Source organism: Flavobacterium selenitireducens, assembly GCF_014748335.1.
In the GTDB taxonomy this organism is placed as follows: Bacteria; Bacteroidota; Bacteroidia; order Flavobacteriales; family Flavobacteriaceae; genus Flavobacterium; species Flavobacterium selenitireducens.
Genome location: NZ_JAAVIY010000016.1, coordinates 1 through 15969, shown reverse-complemented (window position 1 = coordinate 15969; position 15969 = coordinate 1). Strand labels below are relative to the sequence as shown.

Annotated in this window: 18 protein-coding genes; 9 read left to right on the top strand and 9 right to left on the bottom strand. The window is 48.7% G+C overall.

Features of this window, described 5'->3' with window-relative positions; genetic code table 11:
- The first annotated feature begins 28 nt into the window (after positions 1-28).
- Complete coding sequence (locus HC229_RS15730) at positions 29-1105, top strand: calcium:proton antiporter (RefSeq protein ID WP_191021465.1); 1077 nt, start codon at positions 29-31, stop codon at positions 1103-1105.
- An 11-nt stretch (positions 1106-1116) separates the two neighbouring features.
- Here the strand turns inward: HC229_RS15730 and HC229_RS15725 are convergent, their stop codons facing one another.
- Together HC229_RS15725 and HC229_RS15720 are read right to left on the bottom strand one after the other, a co-directional pair.
- The gene (locus HC229_RS15725; RefSeq protein WP_191021464.1) at positions 1117-1458 is read right to left on the bottom strand and encodes a hypothetical protein; all 342 of its coding nucleotides are present in this window, start codon (positions 1456-1458) and stop codon (positions 1117-1119) included.
- Between the two features lie 46 nt (positions 1459-1504).
- Complete coding sequence (locus HC229_RS15720) at positions 1505-1699, bottom strand: hypothetical protein (RefSeq protein ID WP_191021463.1); 195 nt, start codon at positions 1697-1699, stop codon at positions 1505-1507.
- Positions 1700-1995: 296 nt separating this feature from the next.
- On the opposite strand from HC229_RS15720, the gene HC229_RS15715 reads away from it, so the two are divergent.
- Positions 1996-2976 carry a fasciclin domain-containing protein gene (locus HC229_RS15715; RefSeq protein ID WP_191021462.1) on the top strand — a complete coding sequence of 327 codons (981 nt, stop codon included), beginning with the start codon at positions 1996-1998 and terminating at the stop codon, positions 2974-2976.
- A gap of 75 nt (positions 2977-3051) precedes the next feature.
- Here the strand turns inward: HC229_RS15715 and HC229_RS15710 are convergent, their stop codons facing one another.
- Positions 3052-4080, bottom strand: a complete 1029-nt coding sequence (locus HC229_RS15710; protein ID WP_191021461.1) for a hypothetical protein — start codon at positions 4078-4080, stop codon at positions 3052-3054.
- Positions 4081-4287: 207 nt separating this feature from the next.
- On the opposite strand from HC229_RS15710, the gene kaiC reads away from it, so the two are divergent.
- The 4 genes from kaiC to HC229_RS15690 are packed head-to-tail and all read left to right on the top strand — an operon-like array spanning position 4288 to position 7833.
- Complete coding sequence (kaiC, locus tag HC229_RS15705) at positions 4288-5976, top strand: circadian clock protein KaiC (RefSeq protein WP_332871666.1); 1689 nt, start codon at positions 4288-4290, stop codon at positions 5974-5976.
- Entirely contained in the window at positions 5973-6263 is a 291-nt protein-coding gene (locus HC229_RS15700; protein ID WP_191021459.1) for a circadian clock KaiB family protein, read from the top strand. Before kaiC ends, HC229_RS15700 begins: the two co-directional genes overlap by 4 nt.
- Positions 6257-6574, top strand: coding sequence for a circadian clock KaiB family protein (locus HC229_RS15695; RefSeq protein WP_332871667.1), 318 nt, complete (start codon positions 6257-6259; stop codon positions 6572-6574). Before HC229_RS15700 ends, HC229_RS15695 begins: the two co-directional genes overlap by 7 nt.
- Before the next feature lie 2 nt (positions 6575-6576).
- Positions 6577-7833, top strand: a complete 1257-nt coding sequence (locus HC229_RS15690) for a sensor histidine kinase (protein WP_191021457.1) — start codon at positions 6577-6579, stop codon at positions 7831-7833.
- Between the two features lie 356 nt (positions 7834-8189).
- On the opposite strand, the gene HC229_RS15685 is transcribed toward HC229_RS15690, so the two are convergent.
- The gene (locus tag HC229_RS15685; RefSeq protein ID WP_191021456.1) at positions 8190-9494 is read right to left on the bottom strand and encodes an NAD(P)/FAD-dependent oxidoreductase; all 1305 of its coding nucleotides are present in this window, start codon (positions 9492-9494) and stop codon (positions 8190-8192) included.
- A gap of 342 nt (positions 9495-9836) precedes the next feature.
- On the opposite strand from HC229_RS15685, the gene HC229_RS15680 reads away from it, so the two are divergent.
- Genes HC229_RS15680 through HC229_RS15670 form a run of 3 tightly spaced genes read left to right on the top strand, consistent with a single transcriptional unit; the run spans position 9837 to position 11814 of the window.
- A complete protein-coding gene (locus HC229_RS15680; RefSeq protein ID WP_191021455.1) occupies positions 9837-10331 on the top strand; it encodes an RNA polymerase sigma factor in 495 nt (164 codons plus the stop codon).
- A gap of 2 nt (positions 10332-10333) precedes the next feature.
- A complete protein-coding gene (locus HC229_RS15675; RefSeq protein ID WP_191021454.1) occupies positions 10334-10963 on the top strand; it encodes a hypothetical protein in 630 nt (209 codons plus the stop codon).
- A complete protein-coding gene (locus HC229_RS15670) occupies positions 10960-11814 on the top strand; it encodes a TraB/GumN family protein (protein WP_191021453.1) in 855 nt (284 codons plus the stop codon). Before HC229_RS15675 ends, HC229_RS15670 begins: the two co-directional genes overlap by 4 nt.
- Here HC229_RS15670 and HC229_RS15665 read toward each other — a convergent pair.
- The 5 genes from HC229_RS15665 to HC229_RS16645 all read right to left on the bottom strand — a co-directional run.
- Complete coding sequence (locus HC229_RS15665; RefSeq protein WP_191021452.1) at positions 11792-12679, bottom strand: hypothetical protein; 888 nt, start codon at positions 12677-12679, stop codon at positions 11792-11794. The genes HC229_RS15670 and HC229_RS15665 overlap by 23 nt on opposite strands.
- Positions 12679-14115 (bottom strand): MBOAT family O-acyltransferase, encoded by a 1437-nt coding sequence (locus HC229_RS15660; protein ID WP_191021451.1) that lies wholly within the window; start codon positions 14113-14115, stop codon positions 12679-12681. Before HC229_RS15660 ends, HC229_RS15665 begins: the two co-directional genes overlap by 1 nt.
- 122 nt (positions 14116-14237) lie before the next feature.
- Complete coding sequence (locus tag HC229_RS15655; protein WP_191021450.1) at positions 14238-15041, bottom strand: lysophospholipid acyltransferase family protein; 804 nt, start codon at positions 15039-15041, stop codon at positions 14238-14240.
- Positions 15042-15077: 36 nt separating this feature from the next.
- Complete coding sequence (locus tag HC229_RS15650) at positions 15078-15722, bottom strand: NUDIX hydrolase (protein ID WP_191021449.1); 645 nt, start codon at positions 15720-15722, stop codon at positions 15078-15080.
- Positions 15683-15969, bottom strand: a 287-nt coding sequence (locus HC229_RS16645) for a hypothetical protein (RefSeq protein WP_223845646.1), incomplete at its 5' end; no start/stop codon positions are given. The genes HC229_RS16645 and HC229_RS15650, both read right to left, overlap by 40 nt.

Below are 15969 nucleotides of genomic sequence, written 5' to 3'. Positions count from 1 at the left end.
CGCTATATTCCGCACTCAAAGCCTTAATATGAGATTATTTTTACAATGGACGATCATCATCCCCGTTCTTGCCTGGATCCTGTTTTTTTCCAACCTTATTGAATCCGGGGACGTATTCAAGATCGTCGCAAGTGTCTTACTTATCTTGAGCGTGATGTCCGCCGTGCATCACTCCGAAATCGTCGCACATCGCGTAGGCGAACCCTTCGGAACCATTATTCTCGCCATCGCCATTACGGTAATCGAGGTTTCCATAATCGTTTCGCTGATGATGTCTGGCGGTACGGAAACGATAGCATTGGCACGGGACACGGTTTATTCGGCAACGATGCTTATCTTAAACGGAATTGTCGGCCTTTGCTTGTTCATAGGCGGCATGAAGCACCACGAACAACGCTTTTCCCAACATTCGGTTACGATCGCCCTGGTCTCGCTGGTGTCGATCATCGTCTTTACGCTCGTGATCCCGACGTTTACCGAAAGCGTGCATGGTTCGTACTACTCCACGCCCCAACTCATTTTCGCGTCGATTTCCTGTATCGTGATTTACGGGTTCTTCCTGTTTGCGCAGACCTCGCGTCATCGGGACTATTTCCTCAGCGAAAGCCAGGACACCTCGACGGAAAAGAAACCGAGTATCGTAATCAGCAACAAAATCCTGTTTACCAGTTTGATTTTCCTTGTTCTGAGTCTCGGAATCGTGGTGCTTTTGGCCAAAACGCTTTCGCCGACCATTGAAAGTATCATTGTGGGATATAACCTGCCGCTCGCGCTCGTCGGTGTGATCATCGCGATGATAATTTTGTTGCCAGAGGCCATCGCGGCTATTATCGCAGCAAGAAAAAATCAATTGCAGACAAGCTTGAACCTTTCGCTTGGATCGGCTCTTGCCAGTATCGGGCTGACGATTCCGGCCGTGTCTCTCGTGTGCATCCTTTTCGACATGAAAATCGTGCTGGGACTCGATATAAAAGCGATCGTGCTTTTGGCCTTATCGGTGTTTACGGTCATGCTTTCGCTAAGCCGCGGACGCACCAACCTCATCTACGGCGTAGTGCTTCTGGTCAACCTTTTCGCGTTTATATTCTTTATCATTTACCCGTAAATAATAACCGATTACGGCCTTGTCACAGGATTGGGATTCGACCCACTTGGCGGAGGCGTATTCACGGCATCGGGTGTCGTGCTTGGCTGGGCGTTCCCGGATGATTTATTGCTGCCGTTGTTTGTGGGCGTCGTCGTCGTGGTCGGATTGTTGACTGACGTCGGAGTATCAGGAGTCTGCATTTTACGTCGAGGCGTAGGATCTGACCGAACCGCATCCTGGTTCTGTTGCTTGCGTACCTGGTTGGTCTGTTTGACTTTGTTGTCGATTGACGATGCTTTTGTAGTATCGGTCTGAGCCGAAGCTGCCGAAGCGAAAAGCAATGCCAGCGATGCAAAAAATAAGGTTTTCATACGTAATTGTTTAATTGTGGATGTCGATAGGCATTAGAATCGACCGTCAATCTGCCCTGAACTTTTCCTGTTCTTCCCAACTTTCGTCAAACGGTCGCAACTTATCCTTGTCGACAGGTTCTACCGATGCTTCGCTGCCGGCGGACTTATCCGTAACAGCGTTGTTTTTATCAACGGAACCGGATTTTGATGTTGCGCCCTCCTCGGTCTGGGAGTGATTGAGTTTCTGTTTATCTTCCATGATGCTATTTTTTAGATGACTAAAGTTAGCCAACCTCAACAGAGATAGCTTATCGGATTGTGCGGAATCGATGTACGATTGCAACGCATATAAACTGATTTTGTTTAACGGGGAAAATTCCCGTCGCCATCTGACCTTTCTCTACAAGTCGCGCCAACAGTGGCCTTTACAAGCATAACTACCTGACATGAAATGTCTTGTACGAAGAATCACATAAACTTTGTTTAACTTTTTTGTAAAAGAAATTGAACAAAAAAAAGTGCGCCCTAACTTTATGTGAAATAAAAAACAACATCATGAAAACAAACCTCAAACAAATCGCCGGGTTGGCGCTGATGACGGTCTTCATATCGTGCAATAGCGACGACGACAACAACGGCAACAACAACCCGCCTCAGCAAACGATTGCTGAAATCGCTTCAGGAACGGCTAACCTCAGCATGCTTACGGATGCACTTGAGCGTGCCAATCTTACCGCGACATTGGACGGCACTACCCAGTTAACCGTATTCGCCCCGACCGACGCCGCATTTACTTCGTTCCTGCAGGCAAACGGTTTCGCCAACATCGACGCAGTGCCGGTAAACGTACTTAAGGAAGTATTGCTCAATCACGTCGTTGCCGGAGAGTCGACCGCTACCCAATTGACGACAGGTTACGTGAAAACAATGGCCAAAGGAGGCGCATCTGCCACTAACAACCTGAGTATGTTTGTCAATACTTCTGGAGGAGTGACCCTTAACGGAGGTACGGCAAATTCGGGAGCCAAAGTGACTACCGCCGATGTACAGGCAAGCAACGGTGTCGTGCATATCGTCGACGGCGTAATCGCGCTTCCTACGGTCGTCAACCACGCAATCGCAAATCCTGATTTCTCGGTCTTGGTTCAGGCTCTGACGCGAGATGACCAACCTGATTTCGCCGGGATATTGTCAGGCACCGCCAATTCGCCGTTTACCGTTTTCGCTCCGAACAACGCCGCATTTACTTCGTTGTTGAGCGAGCTCAGCCTCTCCGGATTGGCAGACGTTCCGCAGGCGACGTTGGAAAAAACGCTCAAATATCATGTGGTTACGGGAGCCAATGTATTGGCATCTGGTTTGACGGAAGGCATGACGGTAGCGACATTCTCAGGCGATTCGTTCACGATCGGCTTGACCGGAGGCCCAAAGATCACCGATTTCAACTCGAGGGTAAGCAACATCATCGCAACCGACGTACAGGCGTCCAACGGTATGATCCATGCGATCGACAAAGTCCTTTTACCGGATTTATGATAAGTTATTTACTTAGATTGGAAAAGAGGGAATTGTGTTAGGTTCCCTCTTTTTTTATGGTGCAGTGTCTGAATATTACCGCGCATCGTCAATTGTCTTCCTGACTTTGGCATTCGGAATCACATAGGAAATCCCGCCTTTCACGAATAGCCCCGACCCGAATTCCACATGGGCGATCCTGTCGCGTGATGGCTCATTTACTTCGACAAGCCTGCCTTTCATCGCAAAACGGTAGCCGCCCTGAACAGTCAGCATGATGTTGTTGTACAGCATTTTGTCGTAGCCGAGATTTGGCGTCAATTCACTGAATGCCGCTTCATAGGTCACGTCCTGGCCCGGAACATTCCTGATGAAAAAGCTTTGGGGCGTGAAGTCGACACCGGCCGACACCCATCCTCCCAATGTGCGCGAGCGACGGATTTTTGCCGTTTGCGGCACCACGACGTCCGCTTCCCAAAGGCTGTTGTCGAAGCGGTGCCAGTATTGTGCTATCGGAAGCGCCGGAATCGGAGAAGACGGGTCGATGAGACCGGCCACGCCCACTGAATAGATCGTATTCGGAGTATCTTTCAGGATAAGCAACGCATAAACCTGTCCGCTTGCCTTCCTGAATTTGAATGCAGGCGACGTTCCTGCAAAAAAGCTGGCGTTGAGCACGAGTTGGCGCGAAAAAAGCTTCGTACGATAATTGACGTTAAGCGCCGTGTTGAAATCCTCCAGTGTCTGGTTGCCGTTCACGTATATCCCGGACGGATTGACCACATCCCTTGTCACAATATCTTCACGGGTGTAAGTCTCGGAGACACTCCAGGTAAAACGCTTCGATTTGTAAAACGGGATCCAAAGGTATACCTGGGTGCGCCCGCGGGTAAATTCGCCTTCCTCGTCAGGAGCGCCCTTATAACGCATTTTGTAATCGCTTTTGCCCGCATAGTCATAACTCACGGATAGGATTTTGAGCAATGGATAAGAAGGAACGCCGTCTATCTTCAGGCTGTCATGCGCGATGTCGCCCAAATTTTGTTGTCCTAAGACAGAAACAGAAGCGAAGAGGAAAAAGTATAGCAGTGCTTGCGGACGGCGCAAAAATAGTTGTGATCTCATAATTATTTGATTTTTGCCTCATTCATAAGGCGTTACCAAATGTAAGGCAAGGTTGTCGGCGCATGTTACGTCAGGAAAATCAAAGATTGCAGAATTCCTGTGTGTATCTTGTCTACGTATACAAACCTTAAACATAACCCAAATCATGAGCATTCGCTAAATTGTGAAATGCAAATCGCTTATATTTATCTTCCTAAACCTCAAGATGTGCCGAAAGAGAAGAAAAATCAAATCCTGAAAAATTTTAGTTTCCCTAAAACACCTACCGGCGTAGAAGGGCTCGATGACATTACCGAAGGCGGATTCCCAAAGGGACGCCCAACGCTGATTTGCGGTGGGGCTGGTTGCGGTAAAACGTTGCTGGCAATGCAATTCCTGATAAAAGGTATTACGGAATTTGAGGAAAATGGCGTGTTTATGTCGTTTGAAGAACCTTCGGATGATTTGTCCCAAAACGTGAAATCGTTGGGCTTTGATCTCGAAAAGCTGAAAAAAGAAAAAAAACTTGTCGTAGATCACGTCCGCGTAGAGCGGTCGGAAATTGAAGAAGCCGGAGAATACGATCTCGACGGACTTTTCGTCAGGTTGTCGTATGCGATAGATTCCGTCAAGGCGAAACGCGTCGTGCTCGATACCATCGAATCGTTGTTCGCCGGACTCGACAACCAAGCCGTGTTGAGAGCCGAACTCCGCCGACTGTTCCACTGGCTAAAGGAAAAAGGCGTCACGGCGGTCATCACGGGTGAACGAGGTGAAGCGACACTAACGCGCCAAGGGCTCGAAGAATATGTGTCGGATTGCGTCATCATACTCGATCACCGCGTCACCGAGCAGGTTTCGACAAGGCGATTGCGGATCGTCAAGTACCGCGGATCCACCCATGGCACGAACGAGTATCCGTTTCTTATCGACGAGGACGGAATCTCGGTTTTGCCGATAACATCGCTCAAACTCGACAACGAAGTTTCGTCAGATATCGTTTCCACTGGTGTTCCCGGACTCGATTCGATGTTCGACGGCGGCGGATTTTACCGGGGAAGCAACATCCTGGTTTCCGGCACGGCTGGCACAGCAAAGACTACGATCGCCTCCTATTTCGCCAACGAACAATGCCTGCGCGGGGAAAAGGTGGTATTCTTCGCATTTGAAGAATCGCCACAGCAGTTGATCCGGAATATGAAATCGATTGGGATCGACCTCGCGGCCCACATCAAAAAAGGGTTGCTTCAGATCCATTCCTCCCGTCCGTCGCTTAACGGATTGGAACTCCACCTGCTCACGCTCAGGAAAGTGATACGGGAATTCGCGCCCAACACGGTGATCATCGATCCGATAAGCAACCTGATATCGGTCGGAAGCGACCAGGAGGTGCGATCGATGCTCGTGCGGCTTATCGACATGCTCAAACTCAACAATATCACCGCCATGTTCACTTCGCTGAGTAAGCAAACCGACAGCCATCGGCCTGACCTTGCGGAAGAATCGGTTTCGTCTCTTGTCGACACCTGGATCACCGTCCGCGATATGGAAGGCGTAGGCGAACGAAACCGCGGCATTTTTATCATTAAATCGCGCGGGATGGGACATTCCAACCAGGTACGCGAATTTTTGATACGCAAAAGCGGAATCGACCTGCTCGAGGTAAAAGTCGGTCCGAAAGGCGTGCTGACAGGAACCGCGAGACAATCGCACGAGGCCAAGCGGGAAGAGAACAAACGCAAAATCGAAATGACCAAAGAACGCAATTTGCGCGAGATAGAGCGCAAAAGGCAGGTTCTCGAGGCGTCCATACTTGCACTAAAAAGCGAGTTTGATTCCCTGACGGACAACCTCGGCATCGAAAACGACGTCCCACAATTGAACGCCACCGACGCCCCACCAAAGAAAAAACGATGAAAAAACAAGTCAAGGAGTGGCAATTGTTACTCTATATAGCCGGTCAAACGCCAAAATCCGTAAAGGCATTGGGCAACATAAAAAAATACGCCGAGGAACATCTCAAGGGAATCTACAGCATCGAGATCATCGACCTGTTGAAAAACCCAAAACTGGCCGAAGGCGACCAGATCATTGCCGTTCCCACATTGGTACGCAAATTTCCGGAACCGATACGCAAAATAATTGGCGATCTGTCGAATGAAGAACGCGTGCTTGTCGGGCTAAACATCAAACCGTTATCGTAGCGCCTGGCAATGATAACGCCCAAGACCATCCGATAGATGGCAGACCGGAATACCTATTATTTGTATCTGGAATGTCGGTGAAGTCGCTTAGGGCGATCGAGAATTTCAATGCGATTTACCTCAATTACCTGAAAGACTCGGCAACGCTCAAGATTATCGACATCAGCATGGAGAAGGAATACGCGGTTCGATACGGGATTGTCGCCATTCCTACGTTGATACGCTCGAATCCGATTCCCGTCAGGACAATTGTGGGCGATTTGTCGGATACAAGCAAGGTATTGGAATATCTCGGTATTTTAGAGAAGTAACGATGGAGGACAAAGACCCATACATACAAAAGCTGGAGCTTGAGAATGAAAACCTGAGGCAGCAGCTCAGCGACGCCAACCAGATCATCGACTCCATCCGGGAAGGAGCCGTCGATGCGTTGGTAGTCAACGACGGCTCGGGTTCTCCTCAGATTTATGCGATTGAAAGCGCCGATTACACCTATCGTATCCTAATCGAAAAATTTAGCGAAGGTGCCCTCAGCATCAATGAAACGGGGCTGATCCTCTTCGCCAACCGCTCATTTTCGGACCTTGCCGGATTGCCGTCGGAGGAAATCCTCGGCACGAATTTTCGCGACTATTTCGAGGTACCGACCCTTTTTGACGCCCTGCTTTCGGCTCTTCAAAACGGACCGGCAAAGGCCGAGCTGTCGCTTTCGTTTTCAGGGAAAATGCTCGAAGTTTACCTCTCGCTCACCGATCTCAATCCAATGGTTCCCGCGATAGGGATCGTCATTACGGATCTTTCCGAAAAGAAGAAGCAGCAACAAGCGCTTTTGCAATATCAGGAACAACTGAAAACCAACATAGAGGAACTGCACCTGACCAACACCAACCTCGAACAGGTTGTCCATGTGATTTCGCACGATCTCAAGGAACCGTTGCGCAAAATTCTGACTTACCTTTCCGAGATCAGCAAAAAACAAGGAGAATTGCTGACGGATCGCGACCTGAAATCACTCAACATCGTCAATGCGTCGGCTTTCCGGCTGAATTCGCTGCTGGACGATATCGTCAAGTATGCCTTTACGGATGTTCAGGAAAGCGGGGCTGCGGTAGACCTTAATTTCGTTATCGACGAAGTGGTGGAAGACCTTGAAATTTCCATACAGGAAAACAATGCCACGATAAACGTCGGAAATCTCCCGGTAATTTCGGGATCTGAAGTACAAATGCGGCAATTACTCTCGAACCTCATTTCCAATGCGATCAAGTACCGCAAAACGGATGATCCGGTCATTCGCATCGAAAAAATCGAAGCGGAAGACAGTGACGACGGATTTGTAGGGATTTCAATAACCGACAACGGAATCGGGATGGAAAAGAATCATTTCTCGCAAATATTTACGATATTCAAACGACTGCATCACCGTGGGGAATACGCCGGGAACGGGATAGGACTCGCAATCTGCAAGAAAATCATGGACAATCACCAAGGGCGTATAAGCGTAGACAGCACGCCAGGATCCGGCAGTACCTTTTCGCTTTATTTTCCGAAGAAAGATCAGCGACACTAACAATATACGGTTGCCCGCAAAGTACTAGGACCCCGCCAACGGTTCCGTTTTGCAAATAAAATTCCGACGTTATCGATCAGCGCACTTCTCTCAGCAATTCGTAGAGGCAATACGTAATGAGCATTATTGAAAATGCACCGCAAATTATAGGGAAGTATTCAAATCTGTCTTTCATGGCATTCGCTTTTTTCGCCGGATTATGGAGCTTGGGTCGGCAAGAATTTCGAATTACAAAAGTCGGGATTCGGCCGGGCGTTGGCTTTGTACGATTCCCATATAATTTTTAGGAATCCCCATTATCGGCCGAATCATATTAGATGTGTTTTATTCCGGGCTTTCTGCGCCCGTTTCCCCTGTTAGACTTCATCGCTTGTAAAGGTCACAAAACTCTTTTTCTTGTACGGCCTCACGATGAGCCTGCCTTCGCGGTCGAAGCGCACGTAGTTGTAAACCCAATTGAGGAACACCACAGCTTTATTGCGGAATCCGATAAGGGAAAAAAGGTGAACGAACATCCAGACGAACCAGGCGAAAAAACCCTGGAAGTGTACATTTGGCAAATCGACGACGGCTTTATTGCGTCCGATCGTAGCCATGGAACCCTTGTCGAAATATTCGAACGGTTTCAAAACCGTACCGGCCATAAGCCGTATGAGGTTTTCGCCTATTTGCGTGCCTTGCTGTATCGCCGGCTGAGCCATTTGCGGATGCCCGAACGGGTACTTTTCGGTTTCCATCTGGGCGATGTCGCCGACGGCAAAAACGTTTGGAAATCCCGAAACTTGCCCGAATTCGTTAACCTTTAGCCGTTTCGCCTTTTCGTCTATCGCGTCCGGCGGGAAGCCGTTGACCAATGCGCCCATTACGCCCGCCGTCCAAATCACCGTGGCCGATTCTATAGATAGACTGGTATTGGTGGAAATGGTCCGCCCGTCGTAACCCGTCACGCGTACGTTCTTCAAGATGTTTACGCCAAGCCTGTTGAGGAATTTTTCTGCGTTCGCCGACGACTTTTCGCTCATCGTATTCAAAATCCGGTCGCCGGACTGTATCAGGTTGATCTGCATCTTGGAGATGTCGAGATCCGGATAGTCTTTTTGGAGAATGGCTTTTTTCATTTCGGCCAACGCACCTGCGAGCTCCACTCCTGTCGGCCCGCCTCCGACGAGTGAAAAATTCATCAGGAACGCGCGTTCCCGTTCGTCCTTCGACAAGACGGCCTGCTCGAAATTTTCGAGGATCAGGCTGCGGATGTTGAGCGATTGTGAAATCGTCTTCATTTGCATCGAATTCCGCTCGATTTCCTTATTCCCGAAAAAATTGGTCTTGGAACCGGTTGCGATCACGAGATAGTCATATTGAAGCGAACCGATATCAGAAACGACGCAGGAATTTTTGGTGTCGATCTCGCTCACGCGGGCCAAACGGAAATAGTAATCTTTGTAATCGTGTATGATTTTGCGCACGGGATAGGCGATCGATCCTGCTTCGAGACCGCCCGTGGCGACCTGGTACAAAAGCGGTTGAAAGTTGTGGAAATTGTGCTTGTCGAGCAATACGACCTGGCAGTTTTGGTTGCGGAGCTTGCGCGCCAGTGCGATTCCGGCGAAACCGGCGCCTATGATCACGATGCGGGGAAGGTTGGATTTTGGGATGTTCATTCGTGGTGTGACTGAATTGACTGAGCGCCGGAGTGACGAAGTCGGTTGTGTTAAAGTTACGGCTTTCAAACAAAACGTTTTTATATGATTGTGGGCAATTTTTAAGTTCGGAGCCGATTCCGCCAGCGATTGGAACAAAATCCTTTCACGTGAAAACGGGAACTTTTGCGCGGTTGGGGCAGCGACCGCAGAAGCTGGCCTGAACCGCTTGCAAAATTGCGTTTTCCGGGAAAGATTGACGTGGAAAGCGCGGTGCTCGCAGGCGGCGCAACCTTACACTTTAAAGCTTAAACTAAAAACGTATCTTGTAACAAATTTCACCAATCAACCACTAACGCTCACATGAGTGACCACCTCGAACAGGATTTCGTAAAGCAGTTGCGGGAAAACCAGAACATTATCCACAAGATTTGTCGTCTGTACACCTCCGGTGAGGATGCGCATAAGGATTTGTTCCAGGAAATCACGATACAGTTGTGGAAGGCGTACCCAAAATTCCGCGGGGATGCCAAATTCTCGACGTGGGCGTATCGCGTAGCGCTCAACACGGCCATCACGCTCTACCGCAAAAGCACGCGCTCAGTGGCGACGACGGAATATGACAGCTCGCGTCACTTTATCCGCCAGGAAGATTACAACTACGAAGAAGAGGAACAGATCAAACTCATGTACCAGGCCGTCTACCAGCTCAACGATATAGAGAAAGCATTGGTTTTCATGTATCTCGAGGACAAGGATTATGCGGAAATATCGGAAACTTTAGGAATCAGTGAAGTGAATGCACGCGTGAAGATGAACCGCATCAAGACCAAATTGAAAAAAATATTAAACCCTTAGAAATGGACGAACTGGATTTGCTCAAGAAAGACTGGAAGCGAAACGAGAATTCGTTCAACCAGGTGACCGATAAAGAAATTTACGCGATGATCCACAAAAAGTCGTCGAGTATCGTCAAATGGATTTTGATCATCAGCGTTTTGGAGGCCATCCTTTGGACGGTTCTCGGCACTTTGCCCGTTGCGGATGACTATCTGGAGAAAAGCCATCCCGAATATGCATTGCCGTTTGAATGCTTCACGTATTTCAACTATGCCGTCATTCTCGTGTTCATTTACCTGTTTTACCGAAACTACGTCCGGATTTCGACGACCGCCTCTACGCGACAGTTGATGGACGATATTATCCGGACGCGAAAAACGGTCAATTACTATGTGTGGTATAATTTGGCGATGATCATGCTGAGTTTCGTATTCGGCCTCGTTCTGGCCTTTCTTACCAAACCGGAGATCGACCAGCTAAGGCAAAAAGCAAACGAGGATGGAGCGACGCTCGCGGTCCTTATCTTTTTGATGATCCTTTTTGTCGCCATCGTGGGCTGCCTGTCGTGGCTGTTTTACCGATTGGTCTATGGCATCTTCCTTAGAAAACTGCTCTCCAACTATAAAGAACTCAAGAAAATCGACTTATGAAAAACCTGTTTTTGACCGCATTGGTGTTTGCCTGCGCCGCTACAAATGCCCAGGCACTCGAAAAGACACTGTTGTGGAAAATATCCGGAAACGGTCTCAAACAACCGTCTTACCTGTATGGTACGATCCATATCACTTGCGATGCGACGCTGCATCCCGGTGTCGAAAAAGCGATGGCCGAAACGCAACAGCTTTATCTCGAAATCGACATGGACGACCCGGGCATGCAATCGGCAATGATGAATGTGATGATGATGTCCGGCGGAAAAAAAATGTCGACGCTTGCCTCACCGGACGATGTCAGGCTTGTCGACGATTACGTAAAGGCCAACCTCGGCATGCCGCTCCAAATGATGGATCAGGTAAAACCGATATTTATTTCGATGATGTTCCTGACCAAGCTGCTCGAATGCCCGATCCAATCTGTAGAAGATAACCTGATGAAACTATCGGCAGCGCAAAAAGAAGAAGTCTTTGGCCTTGAAACCGTCGAGCAGCAAATGGCCGTTCTCGACGCCGTTCCTTACGAAGAGCAGATGAACGAGCTTGTGAAATCTGTAAAATCCAATCTCGAAAACGACAAAAAAGAAACCAATATGCTCGTTGATCTTTACAAGGCGCAGGATATCGAGGGCATGCTCAAGGCCGCCAGGGAATCGGATAACGTTACCACTTCAAAATACGAAAACGAGTTGCTTACCAAACGAAACCAGAACTGGATTCCGAAAATCGCCGAGGTCGCAAAACAGAAACCAACTTTTTTCGGCGTTGGCGCGGCTCATCTTGCCGGCGATAACGGCGTAATCAAACTGCTGCGAAAAAAAGGATTTAAGGTCGAGGCGGTGAAGTAATCCTGTCCTGGGCCAAAATTTTCGTGAAGGCTTCGGCTCCTTGCGGAAGCAAATGGTTGCAGTTGAAGAACTCCGAGTCCGGAAAAATCCGGGAATAGTCCTTCAATTCCGGAATCTTCGTTTTCAGTTTCGAAACATAATCGAGGTTTCCGGTTTCCGAACAGACGGGTGCGATGAAAAACACGAGTTCGATGTTATGCTCGGCGCAGATTTTCCTGAATTTATCGATAGCCGTATTTCGCTCGCGTATCGTTTTCGGTAGCCAAAACGGTGTAAATTTACCCATTCCCTCTTTCGGACTATAGCCATTATTGAAGTCGACCTTTGCCTTTTTGCCCGCAGCCGAAAGCGTGACCTGCCTGAAACCCGTGGCGAAATCGGCAGTGGCGTACCGATAGAACGGCAAGTAAAGCGAACGCTCGAAGTCCGGCAACATCGGACGCAAATGCTCCCTTACTACAGGAGTTCGCAAAAATGGCAATGCAGATGAATTCGCGACAAACGAAACTCCTTCTTTTTCAAAGAGGTAATCGACCTGAAGATAAACGCGGGAAACAGTGACATTTTTCGACAAAAGCAGCTTGAGTTCGAGGAAGCTGTCCTCTAAAATCGCCCCGTCGATTCCAAGGTTTATCGCACTTTGGCCTGTCAATCTCGTAAACGTCTCGGAATTGATATGATTGGCCGTGCGCGATGAGCCTAAAAATATATTGTCATAATGCCTGGGCTTGATTTGCATCAGGTACTGGAATTTATTACGCGGCTTGGAATGCGCGTAAATATAAGTGTACAAGCCGTCCAGGACAGCGGCCGATGCGGTCACGAAAACCGCGATTGCCAATACATATTTCAGGAACTTTCGCATCAGAACTGGAAATAAATAAAATTACCGGCTTCCGAATACACGCCAAAAAGCAACAGCGCGATGAGTACCATTCCCATTTTGGCTGTCGAAAACCGTCCGAAAAATGGGTGCTCGTGCAAACGGGAATGCCATTCGAAAACCATGAAAAGCAGCAACAACGGCAACAGTTCCACCGAATAACGTTCGATGCTCAATTGCTGGACGCCTCCTGCAAAATCGGCGCTGAAAAGGTGCGTTATGTATTGGAACGCATCGGTTATGGAGTCGGCCCGGAAGAAAATCCATGCGATAGTCGTCAAAAAGAACGTGATCGAAATGCGCAGGAAGTCGCGGAACGACGGCAGAATCGAATCTTTGGCGACGATCACGAGATGGTTCCGGTTGTTGTTTGATAGCAACAGCGGCAGGAAGTACAAGGCATTCAGGAATCCCCAGGCGATGAACGTCCATTTGGCACCGTGCCAGAATCCGCTTACGATAAAAATGATAAAGGTATTCCGGACTTTCATCCACATCCCGCCTCGACTTCCGCCAAGGGGAACGTATAAATAGTCGCGGAACCAGCTCGAAAGCGAAATGTGCCAGCGCCTCCAAAATTCGGCTATGTCACGCGAAAAATAAGGGTAGTTGAAATTGCGGAGCAGGTCGATTCCGAAAAGCTTCGAAGTGCCGAGGGCAATGTCCGAATAACCGCTGAAATCCCCGTAAATCTGGAAAGCAAAATAAACTGCGCCCAAAAAAAGTGAAAGCGAATTGGCCGAAGCACTGTCTGCGAAAACGGCGTTGGCGTAACTCGCGCAACTGTCTGCAATCACTACTTTTTTAAACAATCCCCAAACAATTTGGTTGATGCCGTCGATTGCCTTTTCGGACGAAAAAACCCGTCGTTTCTTGAGTTGTGGCAACAAATGCGTGGCGCGCTCAATCGGGCCGGCTACCAACAGTGGAAAGTAACTCACGAACAACGCGTAATCAACAGGATTTTTCTCGGCTTCGATCCTGTCCTTGTAGATGTCGATCACATACGAGAGCCCGTGGAACGTGTAGAACGAAATCCCGACAGGCAATACGATCTGAAGCGTGTAAAAGTGAGGCGTCAATCCAAAATTCCGAAGCAAATCCGCAAACGAGTCGACAAAGAAATTATAGTATTTGAAAACGCCCAAAAATCCAAGATTGATCACGATACTGATCCAAAACCAGGTTTTTTTCGTCCACAAACTTCTGGCGTTCGCCATCTTCAGCCCGGTAAAATAGTCGAGCCCCGTAGAAAAAATCAGCAAAAACAAAAAGCGCCAATCCCAACATGCGTAGAAAAAATAGCTGGCTCCGAGCAAAAAAAGATGCTGGAGCTGCAAACTCTTGCGGTTCAAAAGCCAGTAAACGACAAAGACGACCGGCAAAAACGCGAGATAAGCAAGTGAATTAAAAAGCACTGGTTAGGCGATTTGAGCGCGCAATATCGGCAATAAATCGGACAGGCAAAAAGTTTTGCGACAAGAGTTCCCCTTCCAATCAAGATGACGTCTTAAGCGGTCGGCGTCGTCAGCATCCGAAACTAGTAATGCCACTCGCGCTTCTTGTTCAATTCTTCCTCCGCGGCGCGTTCCTCGGCCGGAATCACTTTGAGCAACGACGGGTGCTGCTCGATCGCCCATTCGATTTTTTCCACGATCTGCTCGATCGTCTCATTTTCATAATCGATCTCGAGAGGTGGTTTGATAATAAAGGACTGAAGTATACCTTTCTTTTTCATACGCAGCCCTTTGCGGTCGAACGACCTGCGGAAACCGTCAATGACGATAGGAACCACGACGGGTTTGTACAGTTTGATGATGTGGGCGGTGCCTTTGCGGACAGGCTTGAACGAACGCGTCGTACCCTGAGGGAATGTGATGACCCAGCCGTCTTCTAGCGCTTTTTGGATATTTTCGGTATCGGCCGGGTTGAATTCGCGTTTGACTTCTTTCCCTTTTTCACGCCAGGTGCGCTGAACGGGGATGGCTCCTGCATAAGCCAGTATCCGCGGAAGCAAGCCTTCCGAAATCGTCTCTTTGGCCGCGACGTAATAAATATTGAGCTTTGGTTTCCACAGATATCCGACGCCCTTTATCGTATCCTGCCTTCCTTTGAGACTGGCATTGAAGACGTGGAACATGGCCACGACATCGGCAAAATACGTCTGGTGGTTCGAGATAAAAAGCACATTGCGTTCGGGGAGCGTAGGTATGATTTCCGATCCGTCGATATAAAGTTCATTGAAACCGTGGTAACGACGATGCGTAAGGAGTCCGAAGACGAGGATCATCCAACGCTTCAAAAACAAGATGTGTCCGAAAGGATTTCTTTTGAATAAGCCCATTAGCCCAAAAACATAAGCTGCAAACTTACGAAAAACTCATGCGCGCGCAACCTCGTTTATGACTTCCTTGAACTCACTGAGGATCATGGCTGTAGCGCCCCAAACGACGTGCTCCCCGATTTGGAAACCCGGAACATTGATCCGGCTTGCATACGAAACGTCCCGCATCATATCCACTACGTTGGCCTCGTCGAGAAAATCGTTGAGTTCAACTTCGATGATGCCGGCCACTTCGCGCGGGTCAGGTTCAAAAATCGGCGGTTTGCCACAATAAGCCACAAAAGGATAGACGACGAAGTTGCTCGGCGGGATATAAACCTTGGACAATTCGCGCATGACCGTAATTTGCGATCGTCTGATTCCGACTTCTTCACAAGTTTCTCGCAAGGCGGTTTCCTCGAAAGAATTGTCGCTTGTTTCCCATTTCCCGCCCGGAAACGCAATTTGGGAAGAGTGGACGCCTTTGTATGCGTTTCTAAGGATCAGAACAAAAAAAGTCTTGTCGTTTCTCGGGTACAAAAGCATCAAAACGGCCGCCTTTCGAGCGTCGATGGTATTCCAATCGAGATTCTCCATCACGGTCATGCGCTCCGGAGGCGACATTTTCGTGTGTGCGTTTTCCGCTGGAAGTGAGGCATTTTTTATCGCATCGACAAGGGAAAGAAACGTGCTGAAATCCATAAAGCGTTACCAAGTTTGGGCAAAACGCTAAGATAATAAATTTGCGCTAGCGGCGCAGCGAAGCGGAGCCGCAAAACGCCCAACAAAAAATCTGCGAAAAATTCGCGCATTCGCGGCAAAAGAATGCCAGCGGCGCAGCGAAGCGGAGCCGCAAAACACACCAACCTAATCCAAAAATCGTTCAATCCGCGGCAAAAGAAAGGCCAGCGGCGCAGCGAAGCGGAGCCGCAAAACACCCAACAAAAAA